Genomic DNA, 22,350 nt, shown 5'->3' on the forward strand with positions numbered 1-22,350 from the left:
GCTGTCCATTTCCGTTTGAAATATTTCCAGGGCAATGTCCTTTGGCCGTTACTGCCTTTAGTCGAAACCCTTACCGCATGAACAAGCCGCCGTTCACTTCAATGGTCTCGCCCGTAAGATAGCGGGACAGGTCCGAAGCCAGATACAGCATCGTATCGGCGACATCCTGCGGCGTTCCTTCCCGCCCGAGCGGGATTTTGGACACCGTGGCGGCCCGGCCCTCATCCGAGGTGAAGGTCGCATGAAAGGCCGTCCGGCCGATAAAGCCCGGCGAAACGCAGTTAACCCGGATGCCCTGCGGCGCAACTTCCTTGGCCAGTCCTTTGGAGAAGGAAATGACCGCCGCCTTGCTGGCCGCATACACCGATGCCCCCGGACCGCCGCCGTCATGGGCGGCGACCGAAGTCATGTTGATGATGGACCCGCCGCCGCGGGTTGTCATGCCCGGTATGACCAGCTTGCTCAAAAACACGCAGGATTTGAAATTGACATCCATGACGTGCGTATAATGCTCCTCGGTCATTTCGGCATTCGGTACCCGCTTCACCAGGTGGCCCGCATTGTTCACCAAAATATCCGCCGGGCCGCCCAGCTCCCGCTGAACCGTGTCCAGCATCACCGTCAGTTCCTCGATGCGGGTGACATCCGCCTGAACGACGGCAGCCCTGCCGCCCGACGCGGCGATTTCCACCGCTAGGGCTTCCGCCTCCTCCCGGCCCCGGTTATAATGAACCGCCACCGCAGCTCCCGCGGCCGCGAGCGACCTGGCCGCTTCCCGGCCGATGCCTGAGCTGGCACCGGTCACCAGCGCCATTTTCCCCTGTAAATCGATCTTCATCCCACGTTCTCCTCCTCATACATGCAAGTGATGCTGCCGTCGAACGGCAGCGACATCCGAATCGTTGTTCCGTGATGCAAAGCGCTGTCAATCGTCAATCCGTAGGCTTCTCCATATACCATCTGAATCCGCCGGTGCACGTTCATGAGGCCCAACCCGCCTTTGTGGTACAGGGAGCCCGATTCGGACTCCGCGAGCCGGTTCAGCTCCAGCTTTTGGCGCAGCGAATGAAGCTTCTCCTCCGTCATGCCGGCGCCGTTATCCTGCACGGTCAGCCGGAACCCTCCTTCGCGGACCTCCGCGCCGATCCGGATCCGGTGATGATCCTGAATCCCGTCGGGGAAGGCATGCTGGAACATGTTTTCGATCAGCGGCTGCAGCGTCAGCCGGACCATCTTGTGCAGCAGCAGATCCGGAGGAACGTCAACATCCAGCTCAAACTGCCGCTGGGTCCGGTACTGCAGGATGGTCATGTAATTCAGCACATGCTTCAGCTCGTCGACGACCGTAATCTCCGACAGGTTCGTCTGAATCGCATATCTCAGCATGGCCGCCATCGCTTCGACCATTTCCATGATTTCTTCGGAATCCTGGACGACGGCGTAGCATTTGATGGTCTCGAGCGTGTTGTACAGAAAATGCGGATTGATCTGCAGCTGCAGCGCCTGGAATTCGGCCTTATGCTGCTCCAGCGCGATTTTCTGCAGATTCAGCTCCGTCTTGTGCGAGCGGATTTCCGCCTCGTAGACGCGCTCGATCATCTCCGACAGCCGCGTCAGCATCAGGTTGTAGCTCGAGATCAGGAACCCGAACTCATCCTGGCGCTGCTCCTCACCCTCAATCTTCTTCCACTCGCCTTTTTCCATCATGCGCATGTTGCGGACGAGCTTCTTGAGCGGCTGCACGAGAGACCGGCCGAACCGGCCTGCAATCCACATCGCGACAATTAACGTGATGAAGCCGGCAATGACCGTCGTATAGCGGATGTTCATGATCGGTTTACGGAGCTCCTTCACCGGGACCGAAATGACCATCTGCCAATCGGCGGCGCTGAGCCGCTGCGACACATACATCCGCTTTTCCCCGTTGACGACGGCCGTGAAGGTGCCCTGCCCGCTGAGCAGATTTTTCTTGACTTCATCGTCCATGAACTCCGGGATGACGGCGTCCTCCGGCTTGTCGACGAAATTGCCCTTGCTGTCCACAATGAAGGAGTAGCCTTTGTCCCCCAGGTCCATTTGTCCCCACAGTTTGGAAATCTCCCTGGTGTTAAGCTTCATGCCGAGGATGCCCCGCGGCTGGTGCGACAGAAGCCCGCGCACGCGGCGGATGAACGTAATGTACTGCTCTTCCCCCGGATCCACCGTTGCCGAGTTGATGATCGCGCCTAGACCGTCCTTCGGAATATTTTGCTCGATTAAACGATAGTACGATTTATAATCCTTGACCTCATCCTGGATGATGTCCTTTGTCGTGATCGCCTTGCCGTCCTGATTAATGACGTAAATCAGTTCGATCTGCGGATAAATGATAAAGGCCGAATCGAACACCTTGCTCTGAATCCGCCGCGACAGCTCGTAATACTGAAAACTGTTGTCCGGGTCCATCTCCATGAACTTCAGGACGTCCGGGTCGGACAGGATGATTTTGCTGGCATTGTCGAACGTCTGGAGGTACAAGTCCGTATGATAGGCCGCGTGGGTGATCATTTGGGACAGGTAGCGTTCCAGCTGGCGGTCCAGAAGTTTGGACGACTGCACGTAAGTGATGGTGCCGACCACCGATAAGGAAATGACGATTAATACCATGAAGTAGCCGAATATGCGGTGGGAGATGCTTCTGCGGAACATGTCAGATCCCCAGCCGCTGCCGGTATTCCGAAGGCGAGATGCCTTCGTATTTCTTGAAGGTTTTCGTGAAGTTGGAATGGTCGGCATATCCAACCGCATATGAAATGTCGGTGATCCGGTGCGATTCCTCACCGAGCATCCGCTTGGCGTATTCCATGCGCCGCTTCGTGCGGTACTGGACGAAGGTCTCCCCCGTCGCCTGCTTGAACATGACGCTGAAGTAATTCGGATGCAGCCCCAGTTGATCCGCTACTTCCTCCAGCGACACCTCGCTGGCCAAATTGCGCTCGATGTAATGCTTGGCTTCCTCGATCGGGTCTTTCCATTTCCCTTTCCGCTTCCGGTACAGGCGGTCCAGCGTCTGGCCGATTCGCTCGGCGAACCGCCTGAAGGCCTCTTCCCCGGTGGAGTCCGGGCTGAGCTCCAGGCTGTCGTCCAGTTCGATGTTCATCTCCCTGGCTCTCAGCTTCTTAACGAGCAGGCCGTGGAATTCCTCCAGCATTTCAGCCTTTTGCCGCTCCTGAAGCTGAAAAGCCGAACTCTCCCGCCGCCACTCCTCCAGCAGCTCCTGAACCTGGCTGCGGTTCATATAGTAGATGGCCTGGTCAAACCGCTCCAGCCACGCATCCATCTTGGCGACGGAGAGGTAGGCGGAGGCCGGCTTCTGCTTCTCCGCGCGCTGCACCAGGCGCCGCAGCGTATCCGCCAGCTCCCGTCTGGCCACCGGCTTCAGCAGGTATTCCCTCACGCCGAAAGCCATACAGGCCTGGGCATAGGAGAAATCGCCATAACCGGATACGACCACCGTCTGCACCGGGTACTCCTGCTTGGCAATGGCCTCGCATAGGGTCAGACCGTCCATGACCGGCATCCGGATATCCGTAAACACGAAATCGGGGAGCTCCTCCCCGATCGCCTGCAGCGCCTCGCGCCCGTTAGCGGCGAGCCGGATGGATGAAATCCGGATCCCGGACTGCTGAATGAATACGCTTAGTCCTTTCAGAATCATAGGTTCATCATCAACGAGCAAAATCCGATACATCCTCAAGAGCTCCTTTCGATTTCGTATTCAGGATTCGTTTCTGGGCGGCGGGAGCCGGTGCGGGTCGCCGCCCCAATATCTCTAGGAGGTGAACAGCCGCCAATTCCTACTTCCGCGGCAGGAAGATCCCCTCTTTTTTCTGGTAGCGTTCATTGGCTTCCTTCAGTACGGCATTGCCGCCCTTGGACTTCCATTCCTCGATCACCTTCGGCCAATTTTCGATCGGCTCCTGGCCGTAGACCATTTTGACCATGTGGGTCACAAGCACCGGTGGCGGCGTATCCGAAAGCGGAGTGATGTCCGGGTTCTTTTTAAGCGCTTCCAATCTGGGGTCGAATTCGATGCCGTCACGGCCTTCGTTCGCCAGAATGTTATCGAACACGCCCATCAGCTTGCGCCCGTCTTCCGTCAGGCTGAGCGATCCTTTGTTGTACGTCGTGTCCTGCACGAGCCACAGGAAGGACTGCCGATAGCGCTCCTCGTCAACCGCTTTGGAGTCGGTCGGCTGCTTGTAGTTGATTTTGTCCCCGTCCATCGTGTATGTTTCCCCTTCGACACCGAAGGTGAAAAACTTCTCGGCTTCATCCGATACCATCCAATCGAGGAATTGAATGATTTTCTCCGGATGTTCGTATTTGGCATTAATGAAATAGGAACGGTTTACGTCGCCATACAAATAATATCCACCCTTGCCGTCCGGTCCGGTCGGGGAGGGGATCACTTCGAGCTTCGCATCGGGAACCGTATCCTGAAGCTGGGTCTGCCATTGGAGCAGCTCGTTGGCGTTCATCGACCAGATACCGGCTTTTCCGGACAGAATCGTGTTCTTGAACGTCGTCGGGTTGATCGTGGCAAATTCCTTGTTGATCAGCCCTTCGTCATACATCGTTTTGTAGGTGGACAGCGCTTTCATCATATTGTCCGCGTCGAAAAATTTGGGCTGCACCTGGCCGTCCACTTCCTCAAACTGGCTTAAATAAGGGAAAACATCGTACGCTCCGAAGACCGTATCCGCATATTTGAAGTCCTGACGGCCCATGTAAGGATTTTCGACCCCCATCTTTTTAAAAGCGCGCAGCACCTCCATAAAGTCGTCGATCGTCTTCGGCACCGGCAGGCCCGCTTTGTCCAGCAGATCCTTGCGGATCCAGGTCGCGCGGCGGGAAGGGTTGCCGAGCCACTCCGGAATACCATAGATTTTACCTTCATAGGTCATGCGATTCCAGGCTTCCTTCGGGATTTTTTGCAGCAGGTTCTGCCCGTACTTTTGCAGCAGGTCGTCCAGCGGCATAAAGACCCCGGCCTCCACCGACCCCGCCATCTCTTTCCCGGTGACCCCACCTTGGCCCTGCACCACGTCCGGAATGTCGCCCGTAGCAAACATTTGCGCCATCTTCTGGTCGTATTCGCTGTGCGGAACCAAGCGGATGTCCATGTCGGTATTCGTGAGCTCCTCCAGCTTCTTCACCCACTTATCCGCGTTGATGTCCGGCGACTTTTCCACGTGGCCGAAATTCAGCGTCCGCAGCGAAATCGAAAATTTGGTGACCCCGTTGTCCTCCGTGCTCGTCCCCGCATCCTTGCCGCTGGCGGTTGAATCATTGTCCTTGCCGCCGCACCCGGCGAGCAGAGATGCTGTCACCACAGTAGCCAGCATCAGGCTTACCCATTTTTTCATCGTATCCCCTCTTTCCCCGCTTTGATTGCTCTTGTATATGCTCTTTGTTGGATTTGGCAAGTTGATTGTATCGTTAACGTTTGCCCGACCGTGAGGTGGCAACTTCAGTTCGGGTAGTTCATTTTTAAGATTTGACCGCCCCGAGTGTAAGCCCTTTCACAAAATGCTTCTGCAGGAACGGATACAGCAAAATGATCGGCAGCGTCGCGATGACAATGGTCGCCATCTTGATTCCCTCCGGGGAGGTAAACGCCAGCTCGCTGAACTGCGAGGCGCCGGGGTCGATGCTGAGATCGTCGGTCTCGAACATCTTTTTTAGCAGCACCTGCAGCGGCCACCACTTCGGCTGATCGATGTAATACAGCGCGTTCATATAGGCGTTCCAATGTCCTACCGCGTAAAAAATACCGAGCGAGGCCATCACCGGCTTGGAGAGCGGCACCACCATGCTCATCAGGATGCGTACCTCCCCGCAGCCGTCGATACGGGCGGAATCGATGACCTCTGCGGGCAGCTGCTTGAAGAACGAATGCATCACGAAAAAGTTAAACGCGCTGATCGCACCGGGCAAAATCATGGCCCAAGGGGTATTCATCAAGTGCAGATTTTTCATCAGCAAAAAGTTCGGAATTAGCGGCGCGCTGAAAATCATCGTGATCAGCACCATCAGCATGATCAGCTTGCGCCCGACATACTCCTCGCGGGACACCGGGTAAGCCAGCGTTGCCGTCGCCACCAGGTTGATCAATGTTCCGGCCACCGTGATGAAGACGGATACCGCGAACGCGCGCCATATTGACGCGTCACTGAACACGTACCGGTAGTTGATCGTCGTAGCGTCCACCGGCCAGAACGTCACCTTGCCCGACGTGACCGCTTCCGATGAGCTGAAGGACTGGGCGATGACGTTCAGAAACGGCAGGAACATGGCGAGCCCGAGCAGGCACATAAACAGGATGTTGAACCCGTTGAATAGTTGATAGCTCCTAGACATCATTCGGTGCAACCGTCGTTCCTCCCTTCTAGTACAGGCCTTCGCCCGTCGTTTTCTTGCTGAGCATGTTGCCGATCAGGACCAGCACCAGCCCCACCACCGATTTGAACAATCCCACCGCCGTCGTGTAGCTGTACTGCTGTGACAGGAGGCCGGAGCGGTAAATGTACGTGTCGAGAATCTCCCCGTTTTCCGTGTTGAGCGCATTCAGAAACACCCACACCCGCTCAAAGCCGAAGTCGAGGAACTTGCCGATGTGCAGCAGGAACAAAATCATGATCGTCGGCAGGAGCGCCGGCAGCGTGATCCGGAGCGTCTGCTTCCACCGGTTCGCCCCGTCGATCTCGGCCGCTTCGTACAGGTCGGGATTGATTCCCGCCAGGGCGGCCAGGTACAGGATCGTGCCATACCCCATGTCCCGCCAAATGCCCGAGCCGACCAGCACGCTGCGGATGTAGGCGTTGTCGCCGAGGAAGTACACCGGCTCGATACCGAACAGTCCAAGCAGCTGGTTCAATATGCCCGTGGATGGGGACAAAATGGCCACCGACATGCCAGCGATGACGACCCAGGACAGAAAGTGCGGCATGTACACCACGGTTTGGATGACCCTTTTGAACACGACCAGCCTCAGTTCGTTGAGCAGCAAGGCCAGAATGATCGGGGCCGGAAACGCAATGATCAGGTCGTAGAGCCCGATGAGCAGCGTATTTTTCAAAATCCGCAAAAAGTCGTAATGCTGGAACATCATCGTAAAGTTGGCGAAGCCCACCCACTCGCTGCCTGTGAAGCCCTTAAAAATGTTGTAATCCTGAAACGCGATGATCGAGCCGCCCAGCGGAATGTACTTGAAGATGAGAAAATACACGATCCCGGGAAGGGAAATCACGTACAGCGCCTTGTACTTCCACATGAGGTGGATCAGTCCGCCGCCCCTTCCCGGCCTTCGGACCACGCTTGAGGGCGTTAGCTCGGCCGCTTCCGTTTTGATCGTCGACATATCGGTCCTCCTTTTCGCGCACGTCATATGGCTGTGCTTATTTTTCATAGTAATGGCGGAGGGGTGGGGGATGCTTGGCATGAACAGGGGTGAGCTGGTTATTTTTTAAGGTTGGGGGCGTGTGGGTGTCGTTGGAAAAAGGACAGAAAACCTCATGCAGCATCTGGGATGGGATCATTGGGCCGATTCGAAGGAGCAGCAACGAACCCCAGACTTTTGTGCTCGGGGGAGGGACGCATTTGGGGCTCCAGCCGCTGTTGAAGCCGTGTTCCTTGATGAGACAAGGAGGTGGGAACACGGCTTCAAAGGCGGCACGTAAACTTTCCACCCCATATGCTTTCCCTCTTTGGAGTTCAGGTGGCAGTGACTGCTGCGTTAGAGTTCGATAATCGAAACTACCTTCTCCCTCTTTCCTTCTGCTAGCCATTTTTATCGCCTTCGGTTGCCGCCCCAGCACAACACCTCCGCTCGTGGCCTTAAAAAATAATCAGTCTGTGGGGAGGATGCAAAAAAAAGAGGCGTGTCTCCTCACGGCACGCCTCTTTTGGTGTCTTGCAGATTCGAAGAAGCAGTAACGAAACCCATACTCCAGCGCTCGGGGAAGGGACGCATTTAGGGTTCCAGCCGCTGTTGAAGCCGTGTTCCTTGATGAGACAAGGAGGTGGGAACACGGCTTCAAAGGCGGCACGTAGACTTTCCACCCCATATGCTTTCCCTCTTTGGAGTTCATTTTAGCGGGGACTGCTACCTCTGAGATAGCTTGCGGAGACTGGCCTTGTCTCCTTACTTTAGCTGTTTGGCTTTTTTGTTTTTTCCTACGCTTACTACCGCCAGCACTTCTTCCCACTCGCGACCTTTAAAACACCCAGCTTGTGGGGGATGCAAAAAAAGAGGCGCGTCACCTTACGGCACGCCTCTTTTGGTTATCTAGCTGATTCGAAGGAGCAACAGCGAAATCCCTAAACCGGCGCTCAGGGGTGAGCCGCCCCCTATCATCGGAACTGCTGAGCAATACCGGCCATAAATTCCTCCTCCGGCACCCTGCTGCGCAAGTCCAGCAGGAACTCGGCGTCCGGACCGGCGATATACCGGAACCGGGGAGAAGGATCGACCGCCGCCTCGTAGATCGTCTTTGCGATGTGCTCTGGTGTGGACGACTGGGTTTCGAAGCTCTCCAGCTGCTTTTTCATAACGGTGCCGGTATAGGCTGCGTACACCTCCAGCGAATCGTCCTTCAGCACATCCAGCGAACGTCCGGTAAAATCCGTCGCCACGTTGCCCGGCTCCACAAGCTTCACCCGGATGTTGAGCTCAGCCAGCTCATAGTAGAGCGATTCGGAGAAGCCTTCCACCGCCCACTTACTCGCGTGGTACAACGACAGCAGCGGGAAAGCCACCCTGCCGCCGGCCGACGAGACGTTGATCACCGTTCCGCCGCCCTGGGCCCGGAAATGTGGAAGAAGCGCCCGGGTCGTCTGCATCACGCCATGGACGTTGACATCAAACTGTTTACGCACCTGGGCGTCCGTCGCCGCTTCAAAAGCGCCGAATGCCGCATAACCCGCGTTGTTCAGCAGGACATCGATCCGCCCAAACCGGTCAATCCCCTCTGCTATCGCCGCCTCGATCGTATCCTTCCGCTCCACATCCAAACGGGTCACCAGTACCCGTTCCAAGGACCGCAGTCCGGTTTCCTGTTCCGGCGAACGCATCGTCGCAATGACATTCCACCCCTGCTGCTGAAAAAACTGTGCCGCCGCTTTCCCAATACCCGATGAAGCACCCGTAATCAAAATCGATTTCACGCCAATTCCTCCTCATCTTCATTTACAAGGAGATTATAGCGCGTAGAATGAACTATGTAAACTGATATTAACTATTTTAGTTAAGTTTATATAAAATAATTCATTTATATCGTTTGTCTCCGCAGCAGACAAAGACGAGCACGGAAGCGGGACGGACAAAGATGATTTAAGGATTTAGGAGGCAAATAGGCAGTCGCCGCAATGGGAGCCTAAGAACTTCCTTTAGCGTACTACCTAGAAATGAGATTTAGTGTATTCCCTCGGAATGAACGATATGGTGCAGATAACAAAAAGAGGCCAGCGCGGCCTCTTCATGCTCATTTACCTGACGGCACTTTGGGTGGAACCGCCTGGTTTTGTTCTTTTTCCATACCTTTGTAATGATCGATCTTATCGTCAATACTTCGCAAATGATCCCGGAGCACCCGCATTTGCTCATGAATGTGCGCCTGGTGGGCCTCCAGCATTTCCCGCCTTTCCGTTATCGTGGAATCGCCTTCGCTCCGCAGGTCCGAAAACCGCTTCATCCCGCTGATCGGCATTCCCGTTCCCCTTAACCGCATCAAAAATTCAACCCATAACAAATCGGACTCCCGGTACAGGCGGTAGCCGTGCTCATCCCGGGGTATCCCTTCCAACAAGCCAATCCGCTCGTAGTAACGCAGCGTATGCACGGATAGACCGGTTTTTTGGGAAAGCTGCTGAATCGTGTATTGGTTCTCCATGGCTGCATTATATCACTAAATCCCCTGCACAGCGGGCCCTTTGTTTCGATCTGCTTTAATTCCTTGCGTCTCCCTGGAATGGTAAAGTTCCATGCAAAAAAAGTCTTGCTTTAGAGCGCGCTCAAAGCTGTAGCATAAAACTCAAGAAGCGGTTAAAACATCATTTCAGGAGGTCAAAAACAATGACAAACGAACGTTACGAACGCGGATGGGAAAAGCTGCTGGAAGTCGATGGCGACGGCGGGCAGCGTGTTATAGACTCGCTCAGCGATATCGCCCCGGACCTGGGGAAATACGTCATCGAATTTGCCTTTGGCGACATTTATTCACGGGAGGGGCTGGACCTGAGGCAGCGCGAACTGATTACGATCGCTTCCCTGACGACGCAAGGGGGATGCGAAGCGCAGCTGAACGTGCACATCAACGCCGGGCTGAATGTCGGGCTGACCGCCGGCGAAATTGTGGAAGCCATCATCCAATGCGCGCCGTACATCGGCTTTCCCCGGGTGCTGAACGCAGTATTCGAGGCAAAACGGATTTTTAAAGAACGCCATTTAATATAATGGGGAAGGGGCGGCGGATGAGCCGCCTTTTTTGATCTGCTATATAGAATGAACTAAAGAAATGAATGTTATAGGGCCATATTGGGCCGTTATAACAGGAAGTTCAATGGAAAACTTTAGTTCAATCTATCTAGCTGATAGAACTTTAACTTTTTCCGTTCTTATCGCCACAATAGACAGATATCGTTGCAAGCACATCTCTGCATTCATATGTTAGGTCAGGAAGGTGGTGGTATGTTTGGCTAAGTACAAAAGCAGCTCGATCAGCGATAAATGGAAGAAAACGAATTGGTTATTAGAGCAGGGCAATTTACGGAAACATGTCCCCTACACGGAAACTTTTGATAGAAAAAACCTGTTCTCCATGCTCTCCAAATATTCAACCGTTTACTTCAAACCAACGCATGGTTCCGGTGGGGCGGGCATTATTCGGATCATTAAAAAGAACAATGGGTACCAAACCCAATTCAAGAAAGAAAAATCCTTCTTCGCAACAGCTGACGAGCTATATCATATGCTGTCCCGCTTTTCTAACAAAAGGCCGTATTTGTTACAGAAGGGGATCCAATTAGCTAAAACGAACGGAAAGCTGTTCGATATTCGCGTGATGGTACAGAAAACGAAAAAAGGGGAGTGGATCAGTACGGCCGTCTTCGCAAAGATCGGGAGTCCTGGAAAGATTGCAACGAACTATAACCAGGGAGGAAGCCTCGGTTTATTTCAGCCAACGCTGACAGGCGCGGGATTTCATTCGGCCTCCATTCAAAATACGGAAAAAGCGCTGAAGCAGTTAGGAGTTTCGGTAGCGAAAAATTTTGACCGCCATCTCAAAGGATTTCAGGAGCTGGGTTTGGATGTAGCGGTGGACAACAAGGAGAAGCTGTGGATATTGGAGGTCAATACACGGCCCCAAATTTATCCGCTAAAATTTTTAAAAGACAAAAAGTTATACCATCGAACCCTATCTTATGCAAAGCAATATGGGAGGCTCAAATAACCGCCATCAAGACGCCATGAGCAAACATGGCTTTTTTTGTTTATACATAATTCGTTTGAGGAGATCCTCAACTCGACTAACAACAAAATGATAATACTATTCATTAATTATTTATTGTAAAACGATAAATGATGTGCTAAATTCGAGAAACAATAATGATTAAGAGGTGTTTTTATGAAACGGGTGTCGACTCTCTTCTTAAAGGTGACTGTGTTTCTGATCGGACTGCCGATCCTTGCTTTGTGCATTTTTGTGGTGCCCGGGATCGCGAATTTCGCAGCAGAATTGTATCCGGATCATGCCTATCTCAAATATCTCGTGTTTGTTGATTTGTATGCATCGGCAGTCCCTTTTTACCTCGCTCTGTATCAATCCTTTAGACTGTTGATTTATATCGACAGAAATGAAGCCTTCTCGGAGTTGTCCGTAAGAGCGCTAAAGAATATCAAATACTGTGCCGTCGCCATCAGTATTTTGTATGTGGCCGGCTTGCCCCTCCTATATCTGATTGCGGAGGCAGACGACGCTCCGGGTGTCATTTTAATCGGACTGGTCATTATTTTTGCATCCATGGTGATCGCTTTCTTTGCCGCCGTTCTTCAGAGGCTCCTGAAGGAAGCAATCGATATCAAATCGGAAAATGACTTAACGGTCTGAGGTGAAAACAATGGCTATCGTAATCAATATCGATGTAATGCTGGCGAAAAGAAAAATGAGCGTAACCGAGCTGTCGGAACGGGTAGGAATCACCATGGCTAACCTGTCTATATTGAAGAACGGGAAGGCGAAAGCGATTCGATTATCGACATTAGAGGCGATTTGTAAAGCGTTGGATTGCCAACCCGGAGATATTTTAGAGTATCGGAGTGATGAAGATCATGATGGATCATAGCCGAATAGTGGAGTCACCGGTCATCAGAGCGTTCAAGCAGCTCGTTCGATTCGGTTGGGAGCAGGCTTTATCCTGTTTGTTCCCTGTTGTGATTTTTGCCTCCTTGGCTTTGACGAAAATCATACCCCTCCCCTTTCTGCCCAGGTATGATTGGCTGCTGATCATTTGCCTCCTGATGCAGTGGTGGATGGTTCGCTCCGGACTCGAAACACGGGACGAACTCAAGGTGATCACGATGTTCCATCTGATCGGGCTGGCTCTTGAACTTTTCAAGGTACATATGGGCTCTTGGTCATACCCGGGTGAAGGATATTTCAAAATATACGGAGTCCCTTTATACAGCGGGTTCATGTATGCCAGCGTAGCGAGTTATCTTTGCCAGGCGTGGAGAAGACTCAAGGTTGAACTGATGAATTGGCCGCCGTTTGCGGTCGTTGTCCCCCTTGCGGCTGCGATCTACTTGAATTTTTTCATACACCATTTCTGGATTGATGTCCGTTGGTGGTTATCCGGACTTGTCATCCTTGTCTTTTGGCGGTCCTGGGTTCAATATGAGGTGAACGGAACGCGTTACCGTATGCCGCTTGCCCTGTCCTTTGTGCTTATCGGATTTTTTATTTGGATCGCAGAAAATATCGCCACGTTCTTTGGAGCATGGCAATACCCTAACCAGGCTGAGGCCTGGAGTCTCGTTCATCTTGGAAAAGTAAGTTCATGGCTCTTGTTGGTGATCGTCAGTTTTCTGATCGTAGCGACGTTAAAGCAGGTAAAGGGAAAAATCCCATCGGAGTAGGCCGGGGACATTTAAGCGATAAAATTATCGCACGCCCGGAAGTGAATATAAAAAAAGAAAGGCGGCCGGATGGGCCGCTTTTATTATTCCGGCGTATGTTTTTTGGATAGTCCCGTCGTTCCCCCGTTAGGTTCCGGGCCTTGATCCCCGCTCAGCCTCACGCAGCTTATACAAAATGCTCAGGAAAATGCCTTCCCGGATCGCCTTCTCCCATAACCCGTCGCAAAAGCGTTCCTGCCGGACGAAATAGGTCAGCGCCGCCCGCAGCAATTCCATATCCCGGGGCATCTCCAGTCCGCTGATCGCTTCCGGTGCAAGAGCATCCCCCTTCTCGAGCAGCCGCAAATAATCCTGCATCATCAGTCCGCTGCCGCTGACGGCTGCGATGAAGCGCCGGACACCGGCGTCGTATACCGGATAAGGCATCGTCATCACGCCTTCCTCGCTTTGAGTGCCTCCGGCCCATGTGCAGAAGGAAGTGTTTTTATTCTCAAAATAACGGATCCATTCCTGCAGCTCCTGCTCCTGAAAACCCACCATCGCCGATCCCTCCTTGGTTCTAACATATCACAGCTGCCGTAAGCTGCGCTTCCCGAAAAGGACATCGATTGGGCGATTCATACAACTTGGTCATTGGGTGCGCCTATATCGGGCCGGTCGTGAAGTGTACTTGTACGGCTAAAAAATTTGCTCCGCCAGCATCACCGTCTCCATCTCCGGCTCAGCGTCCAGCTCCTCGGACAGGACCCGTACAAACGCATCGTAATGCCTCTGTGCCTCGCCTGTTTCGCCGGCCAGAACGTAACTGAGCAGAACTTTCCGGCATACCTCATCCGAAAAAGGCTCGACACTCTGCAGGCCCAGCAGCCGGTCCAGCGCCTTGCGCGCCTGTCCGACGGCTTGTTCATATTCGGCGGCCAGCAGGCTGGAGCGCACGAATTGGCGCCGAAGCTCCTCGCGAGCCGACATCGCCCAGCCGTAATCATGCTCCTCAAGATAGTCGCCCTGATATTGGGCTAGTCCGCTCTGCAGGCGCTGCAAGTCGCGCAGGTCACGGATTTCTTCCATGGCGGTATCCCTCAGGAACCGGTCCACGTCCACCTCGACTTCCCGCTGAACCAGACAATAGCTCTCATGGGAGTAATCCACGGTGGAGCCCAGCCCCCAGGCTTTCAGCATTTTGCGGACCTGGTACACGGAAGTATGCAGCTGGGTCACCGCCTTATCAGCGGAGAGCTCGGGCCAAAGGGTCATCAAAATCTGGTCCTTCGCGACCCACCGGTTGCGGTGATGCACCAGCAGGGCGAACAGCTCCTGCGCTTTCTGCGTCCGCCATTTAAGCCGGCTGCCGCTCCCCGTGCCATCCAATACCTCGATCCGCTTAAAGCAAATGATTTGGGGATCCTGCCGGACAAGGACAGGTGCTGCCGTCTGCTGCTGGGGCGCCAAACGCGCCTCGAGCCGGCTCACGGTTTTGGCAAACCGCTCGGGATCGACCGGCTTCAGCAGATAGTCGATCGCGTTTACCTCGAACGCTTCAATCGCGTACTGATTGTACGCCGTCACGAACACCACCTGAATACCGGGATGTATAGCGTTCAGGCGTTCCGCCGCCTCCAGCCCGTTCAGACCGGGCATCTCGATATCCAGAAACGCGATGTCCACCGGAATCCCCTCGGCATGCTCCAATGCCGCCCGGACCTGCGTAAATTTGCCGGCGATCTCGATTCGCCCGTCCCCTTGAATCAGCCGCTCCAACTGAAGCAGCGCCGGATTTTCGTCATCGACCAATATCGCTCTCATGCTTGTCCTCCTCTTGTGTCACCTGAGAGTCACCCTGCTTCTGCTTCGGCACATGGAACCGGACCACGGTTCCCCGCTCCGGATCGCTGTCGATCATAAGCTCCGTACCAAAAAGCGTCAGCAGGCGGGCGTTTATATTTTTCAGCCCTACGCCGTTCCCGGCTCTGCCTTCCCGTACTGCTTCCATCCGCTCCGGGGTCATGCCTGTCCCATTGTCCTCGACTGTTATCTCCAGCCGTTCCTCCAGCTCCTGCACCGATATCCGAACCCTGCCGCCCTCTTCCTTGCGCATGATTCCGTGCCTGACCGCATTCTCAACGATCGGCTGAATCGTGAGCGGGGGCACCAGACGATTTATATCCGCCTGAATGTCGTAGTCGACCTGCAGCCGGTCCTCAAACCGGGCCTTCTCCAGGTTTAAGTAGGACGTAACCAAGGCCATCTCCTGACGAAGGACGGTCAGCTGGTCCCGGTTGCGGAAATCGAAGCTCCCCCGCAAGTATCGGCTGAGCTCGTGAAGCAATTCCGCCGTCTTCTCCGGGTCGATAGGCAGCAGGGCGATCATCGTATTCAGCGCATTATACAGAAAATGCGGCTTAATCTGGGCCTGCAGAAAGGCCATTTCCGCAGAAATGGCGTTCAGGACCGACCTGCGCAGCTCCAGCAGGGTTCTGACCCTGGCCCGCAGCTCTTCGGCATCAACCGGCTTGCGCAGGAAATCGTTCGCTCCGGCCGACAGCCCGATGCGGACATCCTCCGGCAGGCTTCTGGCCGTCAGAAGAAGAATGGGAAGGGCCGACAGGGAAAACTGCCAGCGCACGCTTCGGCACAGGTCGAGGCCCGACATGCCCGGCATCATCCAATCGGCAATGACCAGATCGATCGACTGCCCGGATTGGATCTTTTCCAGCGCTTCCTGACCGTTGCTGGCCGTCATCAACCGGTAGCCCTCGAGTGCCAGCAGATTGCGCAGCACCTGAAGATTAACGGGATCGTCATCCACCATCAGGACGGTTGCGCGTTCCGCCCCATGATCAGGCATCTGCGGATCGGCAGGCGCCAGCGCCGCAGCCGTCTCCTCGTGGATGCGCTCCGAGCGGGCTCTGGCTGCTGCACTATCTGCCGTTTTCGGTCTTGGACCAGCTGCAGGAACGGTGAAGTGAAAGGTTGAACCCTGTCCCAGCTGCGATTCGACCCAAATGCGGCCGCCGCTCAGCTCAACGAGCCTTTTGGTAATGCTGAGCCCAAGGCCGGTGCCGGAAGATTCGTGCCCCTCCGGCATGTCCAGCGTATCGAACGGGGTAAAAATAGCCTCCAGCCGATCCGCCGCAATGCCAATCCCGGTGTCGGCCACTGAGATATGCACGGCGTCGCCCCGTTTGCCGGCCGCAATCCGGATACTTCCGCTGGAAGTATTCTTCACCGCATTGCCAAGGAGATTAAACAAAATTTGCTGAAGACGGTCCTCGTCCGTCAGCAGGAAAGGCAGATCCTCCGGCAGGCTTTCCTCCAGCATGATTCGTTTGCTCCCTGCGAGATTACGGATGATCTCCAGCACGGAACCGGTCACCGAAGCCAAATCAACGGGCTGCCTCCTCATGACGATCTCCCCGTTCTTCAGCTTGGCAAAATCCAAAATATCGTTGATCAGGAGCGTCAGCCGCTTCCCTGTCGTCATGATCAGCTTGAGATTGCCGCGCTGCTCCCGGTTCAGTTCCCCGGAGGCCCCTTCCAGCAAGGATTGGGCCATGTTGACCATTCCGTGCACGGGTGTCCGCAGCTCATGGGAGGTGTTCGCCATAAACTCATCCTTTAAACCATCCAGGGTCAGGAGCCTGCGGGACAGCTGCTCCACTTCATTAAACGTCCGGTCATAGCGCCGGGCGAGCAGGGCCGACTGAGTCACGACGAACATCAGCATTTCTACTGGAGTAAAAACCATGCTCTCGTAGACCCCGATCAACGGGAGCAGGTTGGTGATAATAACCATGAGGATGCTGATGATGCCGAGAATCGTCAGCAGGTATTCTCCCGAATTCCGCCGCCGGAGGAGGTCCCGCAGCATGATGCCGATAATGTAGGCGATGCATAACGCTGAGAAGGCGACCAGCAAAGGTTCGATTTTGGAGAACAAAATACTGGGAAAAATAATCGCAACCGCGATGGAGGTCCCGCCGAGAAACGCGTAGGAACGCATGACGATGGGATGAACACCGCCGCGTACTGAAGCGGACACAAACTTTAATAAAAAATAGTAGATCAGTGCGGATATTATCAGCTGGCTCTTTAAGATCCACTCATAGGATAGGCCCGGTAAAATGCCTGCGATCAGCTTCTCCCCGTGCAGCAGGACATAACCAATCGTGGTCAGGCAAAACAACCCCAGATGCAGGGAGGCCGGCTCCTTCTTGCGGATTTGCTGAAATCCGAGAAAATAAAGGGCAGCGGTAAAGAATCCGGCGATCGTCATCCAGTCGGCGAACAAATACATCTCCTTGCTCTGCATAATCGCGTGCTGCTCCCCGAACAGGATTGGCGTAAATACGCCGCCGGTGGTATACAAGTAATTGGCGACCTGAACGATAATTTCGATCCGTCCGCCTGAAAGGGTGGCAAAACCCAAGAAGGGAACGTTATTCTGGACGCCGTCGGCGGCGGTACGCCCAGGATTTCCGCTGGCTCCAATCTCGTAACCACCCATGAACACCCGGCTGGCGGAACGGATATTGTTGGTCTGGAGGCCGTACGTCAGCGCTTGCCCTGGCTTGACCTGAACGATCAGGCGAAACGTCCCGTAGCCCTCGGCCATTCGCTGTCCGTCCTCCGCAATATAATCGTTCCAGGCGCCCGGCAGGCGTGCCATCCCGGACAGCCTTGGACGCTCGTCTTCCTTCACGGTGATGCTGCGGTCAAAATCTTTTGGGGTCAACAGCTGGCTCCGGTAAAATTCCCACTCCCCGTTCAAGCTGACCGCTCCGTGATGCCCGAGATCCAGCTTGCTGAGGTCAAGAACCCCTTCCACCGCCGTAGGCTGCCTGTCCATCACGAACTGCTGCCAAACGGCGTACACCGGCAGAAACAGCACCAGCAGCATGCCGATGATAAAAATAATCCATTGCCTTTTCATCCCAACGCTCCCCGGGCTTTACGCAGGGTAAAGCCTATATTCAAGCCGCTTTTCGCGCGCTTTATTCCGTCAAAGCAACTGCTATACTTTATGTCGGCGCCTTGAGACCAAAACGTAATAAAAAGCCCCCCTCAAAAAAACATTTTTTTAACCATCAAACGTAAAAAAACGTCTATCGGCGTCATTCAAGGAAGCCAAACCGTTGTACTATGGAAGCTTTTCTTGCGATAAAAGGAATCCAGGTCTCGCAGCATCACATCCTTGGACCAAAAAAAAGAGACCTTTCGGTCTCTTGATTCCCGGCCTCAACTTGATCCGTCCCGTGGCCAATCGAGCTCCATCATTCCCTAACTTCGCCGGGACTGAAGCTCACGCCAAACCTTCTTGTTGCTGTATTCCTTATCCGTGCTGATGTCCTTCCCGAACCATGCCGGGGGAACGAAGCTTTCGGCCTCCTCCTCCGAGCCGAACTCCACTTCCAGCACCATCAGCTGGATTTGATCGTACTCATCGATCTCCACCTGCACGCCATCCCACAGCGCCGTAGAACGCTTTTTGATCAAAGGGACGGCGCCATGGGCCTGAATCATCTGATCATACAAGCCGCCGGCGATGGATACCTCCACCTCTTCCCGGGCGATGCCGAACCCCCTCTTGAACGTATGCGTATACTCTACGTCACCGCTGTCGGCATCGGTTATTTTCCGAACCCTCAGTTCCTGATCTTCACACAGCGCAAGATACGTCTGCTCGATCAGCTGCTCCTTGACGATCCGCAGTTTTCCTTCCTTAACCTGAGCTGCCGGGAATTCCGGCAGCAAAAATTTGCGTTCAATTTCTAGCGGCACCCGCTGTTCCCCCTTGAAAATGGTTAAGCCGGTACCCGGCTCTATCCATCCATTCATTTTGACTTAAGACTTGCCCCTTACACTTCATCCACAACATAGCATTACCCATTATACGAACGAAACCATAGGAGGACAATCATTGGATTGCCGTTTCCCCTTGTATTCTGGGATTTAGGCCTTTTATAATGTAACTATTCTTTCAAAGGGGTGAAGCGAATCGTGGCACTGCATTTCGTTCGAGGTATGTAGCTTCCGGGCTGGGTCAAAACGCGTACCAGCTATCAAGGGACACGTCTGTCCTTTGATCCATTTGGAAACGAACCGGCAACGTCTGCATACGTCACTATTCTCTTACTTTTTGAAAGGTGGAATAATCTATGGATTCTTTTGATTATAAAAAATTTTACAATGAAGTCGGCCAAATGAACGGCTGGGATTTCAGCCGATTGAGCGTGACTGTTGAGAATGCCCTGTGGAATTTTTGGAGCGAAGTTTCCTCCCGCTGCAAGGCCGGAGATATTTTGCTGGATATCGGCACCGGAGGCGGCGAGGCTCTGCTGCGCATGGCGGAAGCAGCCCTGCTTCTGATCGGAATTGACCATTCGGAAGCCATGATTCACACCGCCAACAGGAACCAGGAACAATCCGGCACGGCCAACATCCGCTTCTTGCCCATGGAGGCGTCCGAGCTCCATTTTCCTGAACGATTCTTTCAGGTGATCAGCTGCAGGCATTCGGAGTTCAATGCGACCGAAGTCGCCAGGGTGCTGACCGATGACGGGGTGTTCCTCACCCAGCAGGTCGGCGAAAGCGACAAACGCAATCTGGCGCAAGCTTTCGGCAGAGGCCAATCCGGGAATGCCAAGCGGGGAACGCTTATGGAGCGGTATGCCGCCGAACTGAAGGAAGCCGGATTCCGGCAGATTGATTGCCGGCAATATGATGCGGTGGAGTATTATGCAACGGCCGAAGACTTGATATTTTTGCTGAAGCATACCCCGATCATCCCCGGCTTTGGACAGACGGAGTCGGATTTTCAGACGCTGCACCGCTTTATTGCCGAACATCAGACGCCGAAAGGAATCCTTACGAATGCCGACCGGTTTATGATCATCGCTTCGAAATGACGATTATTACTCAACCTTCTCAACACTCAACACCTTGATATGTTTCGGATCATACACGTCCTGACTGGTATAGCTGCTCTCCAGTCTGAGGATCACGCGGTCATGGACTTTGAATTCATCGATATTCTTCGATACTGGAACACAGGTACCCTTAACGCAGATCTCTTTAAGATCTGAATTAATGGTTTCGATCTCTCCTTCAATAGTAAACATATTATGCTTTGCCGTGCAGCCAACCATAAAGCCGAGCGTCAGCATGGCTAGAATCCGTTTCTTCATCCTCATAGCCTCCTTAGCGCACAGACAGCAGCTGATCTTTATGGTCGGCTGCTGTCTTTTAACATCGTATTCATGCCCTCCGTTAACGATCATCCTTTTAAGATTGTTCCAAAACGGGAGCCAATCCCGCTGCCACGACCACCAGCATCTCCTGCACCATCTCTTCTGCCGGGCGATGCTCAGGATCTCTGCTCCATTGAATGGCCGTCCCCAATATGCCCCAGCTTATGAGGAGAGCCGTGGATTCCACAGCTTTTTTTGCCTCCGGCGCCTTCGCTTCTTCGCTCAGCCATATGTACAAGAGTTGATAGAGTTCTTTATGAATGGCGCTTTCAAACAGCGGCTCATACGGACTGTTCTCCGGAGTACGAATCATATATTGCCGGGTAAGGGCAAGAAAATCAAAAACGATTTGAATCAAAGACCGCAAGCTGCTCATATTGGATATGGAATGATTAGGTAATTCCCTCTCCAGTTTCTTTTGGAATTTTTGCCTCATCCAACACTCCAGGAAAGCATACTTATCTTCGAAATGCGCATAAAATGTGGCTCGATTAACCGTCGCGCGATCGGTAATGTCCTGCACGGAAATGGAGTAAATATTTTTCTTTTGCTCGATCAGCTCCATAAAGGATTGCAGTAATAACTGACGCGTGCGCTTGACGCGGGGATCGTTTGGGTTTACTGGCATGCTATCACTCCTTGTACTTATAACCTAATAAACAACAAAATCGTGCAGATGTTGCCTACACAACGAAAACGGCTTCCTGCTGATTGCCTGCATGGCTGAACCAAACTAATATCATTCATACAGTATAGTTTAGCCGAAAATGACGCTTAAACAACACTGTTAATTAGCTGCTCTCTCTTATAAGTTGGGCCAGCCATAACCTATGAAAGGATGAATTGTTCATGATAGTTATTACTACTTCCACAAGTCAAATCGGCCAGCAAGTCCTTGAACGCATCGTTGATAGCGGGAAGCCGATCCGTGTCATTGCCCGGGACCCTTCCCGGCTGCCGCAGCGGGTGCGCGACCGTGTCGAAGTCTTTCAGGGATCACACGATGACATGGATGTCGTCTCGAAAGCATTCGCAGGTGCAGAGAGTGTTCTTTGGCTGGTGCCTCCGAACCCTCAATCGGGGAACTCCACGGAATACTATTTGAATTTCACCAGACCGGCTTGCCAAGCCATCCAGAACCTTGGAGTGAAAAGAGTTGTAGGCGTGTCCAGCTTGGGGCGTGGCTTCGGCAGACATGCCGGGATATTAACCGCAGCGTTTGAGATGGACGCTCTCATCGAAAGCACAGGTGTAAGCTATCGTTCACTTCGTATGCCTTATTTTATGGAAAATATGTTTCATGATCTGGAATCCATCAAAAGCCACGGAACATTCTATATGCCTATGGCTGGAGATCAGGTGCTCCCGCTCTGCGCTACCCGGGATATCGCCTCAACAGCAGCAGCACTCTTGCTCGATGAATCCTGGGGCGGTCAAGACAGTGTCCCGGTCGTCAGCCCCGATTCTTTAACACCAAATGAAATGGCGCATGTCTTGTCTGAAGTGCTCGAGCGTCCGATTCGCTTTCAGCAGGTTTCCATTGCTGAGTTTAAAGCTACCCTATCTCGGTTTGGAACGGAGGCTTGGGTCAAGGACTACATGGATATGATCATTGCCCAAAATGAAGGCATCTACGACGACGATTTACAAAAGGCACAGCCTTCTGACACCAGCTTCCGCACATGGTGTGAAGAAGTGTTCAAGCCGGCTGTACTAGCTTAAAACACGGGGCGACATGCTTTGGCCTCCGTTAATAAAGCTCATCCATCCACACAAGCCTTTTGTCTTGACCTGCCAACTTACAACCCCCGATGTCTCTTGAAAAATGACCAAAAGGAATCTAAGCCTGTGAAACCCGGTGTCCAGCGATACCGGGTTTTTATTATGATTATAGAATTTATAAATTTCAGCGAAGCTGAACCATTC

General features: G+C 53.4%; 21 protein-coding genes. 7 read left to right on the plus strand and 14 right to left on the minus strand.

What is annotated here, in order from left to right:
* Nucleotides 1-70 precede the first annotated feature (70 nt).
* The 8 genes from ABIE48_RS25730 to ABIE48_RS25765 all read right to left on the minus strand — a co-directional run bounded on the left by ABIE48_RS25730 (nucleotide 71) and on the right by ABIE48_RS25765 (nucleotide 9,932).
* Complete coding sequence (locus tag ABIE48_RS25730; protein WP_192716994.1) at nucleotides 71-838, minus strand: SDR family NAD(P)-dependent oxidoreductase; 768 nt, start codon at nucleotides 836-838, stop codon at nucleotides 71-73.
* On the minus strand, nucleotides 835-2,688 hold the full coding sequence (locus tag ABIE48_RS25735) for a sensor histidine kinase (RefSeq protein WP_354519902.1): 1,854 nt from the start codon (nucleotides 2,686-2,688) through the stop codon (nucleotides 835-837). The genes ABIE48_RS25730 and ABIE48_RS25735 overlap by 4 nt, the downstream gene beginning before the upstream one ends.
* 1 nt (nucleotide 2,689) lies before the next feature.
* Nucleotides 2,690-3,730, minus strand: coding sequence for a response regulator transcription factor (locus tag ABIE48_RS25740; protein ID WP_192716996.1), 1,041 nt, complete (start codon nucleotides 3,728-3,730; stop codon nucleotides 2,690-2,692).
* A 106-nt stretch (nucleotides 3,731-3,836) separates the two neighbouring features.
* Nucleotides 3,837-5,408, minus strand: coding sequence for an extracellular solute-binding protein (locus ABIE48_RS25745; RefSeq protein ID WP_192716997.1), 1,572 nt, complete (start codon nucleotides 5,406-5,408; stop codon nucleotides 3,837-3,839).
* Between the two features lie 124 nt (nucleotides 5,409-5,532).
* Nucleotides 5,533-6,405 (minus strand): carbohydrate ABC transporter permease, encoded by an 873-nt coding sequence (locus ABIE48_RS25750; RefSeq protein WP_145029057.1) that lies wholly within the window; start codon nucleotides 6,403-6,405, stop codon nucleotides 5,533-5,535.
* A gap of 25 nt (nucleotides 6,406-6,430) precedes the next feature.
* Nucleotides 6,431-7,402 (minus strand): ABC transporter permease, encoded by a 972-nt coding sequence (locus tag ABIE48_RS25755; RefSeq protein WP_145028869.1) that lies wholly within the window; start codon nucleotides 7,400-7,402, stop codon nucleotides 6,431-6,433.
* Nucleotides 7,403-8,394: 992 nt separating this feature from the next.
* Nucleotides 8,395-9,207 carry an SDR family oxidoreductase gene (locus ABIE48_RS25760; protein WP_145028867.1) on the minus strand — a complete coding sequence of 271 codons (813 nt, stop codon included), beginning with the start codon at nucleotides 9,205-9,207 and terminating at the stop codon, nucleotides 8,395-8,397.
* 317 nt (nucleotides 9,208-9,524) lie between these two features.
* Nucleotides 9,525-9,932 carry a MerR family transcriptional regulator gene (locus tag ABIE48_RS25765; RefSeq protein WP_145028865.1) on the minus strand — a complete coding sequence of 136 codons (408 nt, stop codon included), beginning with the start codon at nucleotides 9,930-9,932 and terminating at the stop codon, nucleotides 9,525-9,527.
* 182 nt (nucleotides 9,933-10,114) lie between these two features.
* Here ABIE48_RS25765 and ABIE48_RS25770 point away from each other — a divergent pair, with 182 nt between their 5' ends.
* The 5 genes from ABIE48_RS25770 to ABIE48_RS25790 all read left to right on the plus strand — a co-directional run bounded on the left by ABIE48_RS25770 (nucleotide 10,115) and on the right by ABIE48_RS25790 (nucleotide 13,177).
* Nucleotides 10,115-10,495, plus strand: a complete 381-nt coding sequence (locus tag ABIE48_RS25770) for a carboxymuconolactone decarboxylase family protein (protein WP_145140803.1) — start codon at nucleotides 10,115-10,117, stop codon at nucleotides 10,493-10,495.
* 238 nt (nucleotides 10,496-10,733) lie between these two features.
* Nucleotides 10,734-11,492, plus strand: a complete 759-nt coding sequence (locus ABIE48_RS25775; protein WP_192716998.1) for a YheC/YheD family protein — start codon at nucleotides 10,734-10,736, stop codon at nucleotides 11,490-11,492.
* Between the two features lie 174 nt (nucleotides 11,493-11,666).
* Nucleotides 11,667-12,149, plus strand: coding sequence for a DUF2975 domain-containing protein (locus ABIE48_RS25780; protein WP_145028859.1), 483 nt, complete (start codon nucleotides 11,667-11,669; stop codon nucleotides 12,147-12,149).
* Between the two features lie 10 nt (nucleotides 12,150-12,159).
* On the plus strand, nucleotides 12,160-12,384 hold the full coding sequence (locus tag ABIE48_RS25785) for a helix-turn-helix domain-containing protein (protein ID WP_076173767.1): 225 nt from the start codon (nucleotides 12,160-12,162) through the stop codon (nucleotides 12,382-12,384).
* 22 nt (nucleotides 12,385-12,406) lie between these two features.
* Complete coding sequence (locus tag ABIE48_RS25790) at nucleotides 12,407-13,177, plus strand: DUF817 domain-containing protein (protein WP_192717214.1); 771 nt, start codon at nucleotides 12,407-12,409, stop codon at nucleotides 13,175-13,177.
* Nucleotides 13,178-13,303: 126 nt separating this feature from the next.
* Here ABIE48_RS25790 and ABIE48_RS25795 read toward each other — a convergent pair whose 3' ends face one another.
* From ABIE48_RS25795 to ABIE48_RS25810, 4 genes are all read right to left on the minus strand, one after another.
* Entirely contained in the window at nucleotides 13,304-13,717 is a 414-nt protein-coding gene (locus ABIE48_RS25795) for a DUF6508 domain-containing protein (protein WP_192716999.1), read from the minus strand.
* A gap of 138 nt (nucleotides 13,718-13,855) precedes the next feature.
* The gene (locus tag ABIE48_RS25800; protein WP_192717000.1) at nucleotides 13,856-14,980 is read right to left on the minus strand and encodes a response regulator; all 1,125 of its coding nucleotides are present in this window, start codon (nucleotides 14,978-14,980) and stop codon (nucleotides 13,856-13,858) included.
* Nucleotides 14,958-18,107, minus strand: coding sequence for an ATP-binding protein (locus ABIE48_RS25805; protein ID WP_192717001.1), 3,150 nt, complete (start codon nucleotides 18,105-18,107; stop codon nucleotides 14,958-14,960). Before ABIE48_RS25805 ends, ABIE48_RS25800 begins: the two co-directional genes overlap by 23 nt.
* A 347-nt stretch (nucleotides 18,108-18,454) precedes the next feature.
* Nucleotides 18,455-18,955 (minus strand): CYTH domain-containing protein, encoded by a 501-nt coding sequence (locus tag ABIE48_RS25810; protein WP_192717215.1) that lies wholly within the window; start codon nucleotides 18,953-18,955, stop codon nucleotides 18,455-18,457.
* A 377-nt stretch (nucleotides 18,956-19,332) separates the two neighbouring features.
* Here ABIE48_RS25810 and ABIE48_RS25815 point away from each other — a divergent pair, with 377 nt between their 5' ends.
* On the plus strand, nucleotides 19,333-20,082 hold the full coding sequence (locus tag ABIE48_RS25815) for a class I SAM-dependent methyltransferase (protein ID WP_192717002.1): 750 nt from the start codon (nucleotides 19,333-19,335) through the stop codon (nucleotides 20,080-20,082).
* Between the two features lie 6 nt (nucleotides 20,083-20,088).
* Here the strand turns inward: ABIE48_RS25815 and ABIE48_RS25820 are convergent, their stop codons facing one another.
* Nucleotides 20,089-20,361, minus strand: a complete 273-nt coding sequence (locus tag ABIE48_RS25820) for a hypothetical protein (RefSeq protein WP_192717003.1) — start codon at nucleotides 20,359-20,361, stop codon at nucleotides 20,089-20,091.
* A 97-nt stretch (nucleotides 20,362-20,458) separates the two neighbouring features.
* Complete coding sequence (locus tag ABIE48_RS25825; protein WP_192717004.1) at nucleotides 20,459-21,052, minus strand: TetR/AcrR family transcriptional regulator; 594 nt, start codon at nucleotides 21,050-21,052, stop codon at nucleotides 20,459-20,461.
* A 221-nt stretch (nucleotides 21,053-21,273) separates the two neighbouring features.
* Here ABIE48_RS25825 and ABIE48_RS25830 point away from each other — a divergent pair, with 221 nt between their 5' ends.
* Nucleotides 21,274-22,146, plus strand: coding sequence for an NmrA family NAD(P)-binding protein (locus ABIE48_RS25830; RefSeq protein ID WP_192717005.1), 873 nt, complete (start codon nucleotides 21,274-21,276; stop codon nucleotides 22,144-22,146).
* The last annotated feature ends 204 nt before the right edge of the window (nucleotides 22,147-22,350 follow it).

The organism is Paenibacillus sp. OAE614 (assembly GCF_040546645.1).
Lineage (GTDB): Bacteria > Bacillota > Bacilli > Paenibacillales > Paenibacillaceae > Paenibacillus_AQ > Paenibacillus_AQ favisporus.

Coding starts and splice junctions, on each gene's coding strand:
- ABIE48_RS25730 (WP_192716994.1), bottom strand. CDS start 838: ATGAAGATCGATTTACAGGGGAAAATGGCGCTGGTGACCGGTGCCAGC.
- ABIE48_RS25735 (WP_354519902.1), bottom strand. CDS start 2,688: ATGTTCCGCAGAAGCATCTCCCACCGCATATTCGGCTACTTCATGGTA.
- ABIE48_RS25740 (WP_192716996.1), bottom strand. CDS start 3,730: ATGTATCGGATTTTGCTCGTTGATGATGAACCTATGATTCTGAAAGGA.
- ABIE48_RS25745 (WP_192716997.1), bottom strand. CDS start 5,408: ATGAAAAAATGGGTAAGCCTGATGCTGGCTACTGTGGTGACAGCATCT.
- ABIE48_RS25750 (WP_145029057.1), bottom strand. CDS start 6,405: ATGATGTCTAGGAGCTATCAACTATTCAACGGGTTCAACATCCTGTTT.
- ABIE48_RS25755 (WP_145028869.1), bottom strand. CDS start 7,402: ATGTCGACGATCAAAACGGAAGCGGCCGAGCTAACGCCCTCAAGCGTG.
- ABIE48_RS25765 (WP_145028865.1), bottom strand. CDS start 9,932: ATGGAGAACCAATACACGATTCAGCAGCTTTCCCAAAAAACCGGTCTA.
- ABIE48_RS25770 (WP_145140803.1), top strand. CDS start 10,115: ATGACAAACGAACGTTACGAACGCGGATGGGAAAAGCTGCTGGAAGTC.
- ABIE48_RS25780 (WP_145028859.1), top strand. CDS start 11,667: ATGAAACGGGTGTCGACTCTCTTCTTAAAGGTGACTGTGTTTCTGATC.
- ABIE48_RS25785 (WP_076173767.1), top strand. CDS start 12,160: ATGGCTATCGTAATCAATATCGATGTAATGCTGGCGAAAAGAAAAATG.
- ABIE48_RS25795 (WP_192716999.1), bottom strand. CDS start 13,717: ATGGTGGGTTTTCAGGAGCAGGAGCTGCAGGAATGGATCCGTTATTTT.
- ABIE48_RS25800 (WP_192717000.1), bottom strand. CDS start 14,980: ATGAGAGCGATATTGGTCGATGACGAAAATCCGGCGCTGCTTCAGTTG.
- ABIE48_RS25805 (WP_192717001.1), bottom strand. CDS start 18,107: ATGAAAAGGCAATGGATTATTTTTATCATCGGCATGCTGCTGGTGCTG.
- ABIE48_RS25815 (WP_192717002.1), top strand. CDS start 19,333: ATGGATTCTTTTGATTATAAAAAATTTTACAATGAAGTCGGCCAAATG.
- ABIE48_RS25820 (WP_192717003.1), bottom strand. CDS start 20,361: ATGAAGAAACGGATTCTAGCCATGCTGACGCTCGGCTTTATGGTTGGC.
- ABIE48_RS25825 (WP_192717004.1), bottom strand. CDS start 21,052: ATGCCAGTAAACCCAAACGATCCCCGCGTCAAGCGCACGCGTCAGTTA.
- ABIE48_RS25830 (WP_192717005.1), top strand. CDS start 21,274: ATGATAGTTATTACTACTTCCACAAGTCAAATCGGCCAGCAAGTCCTT.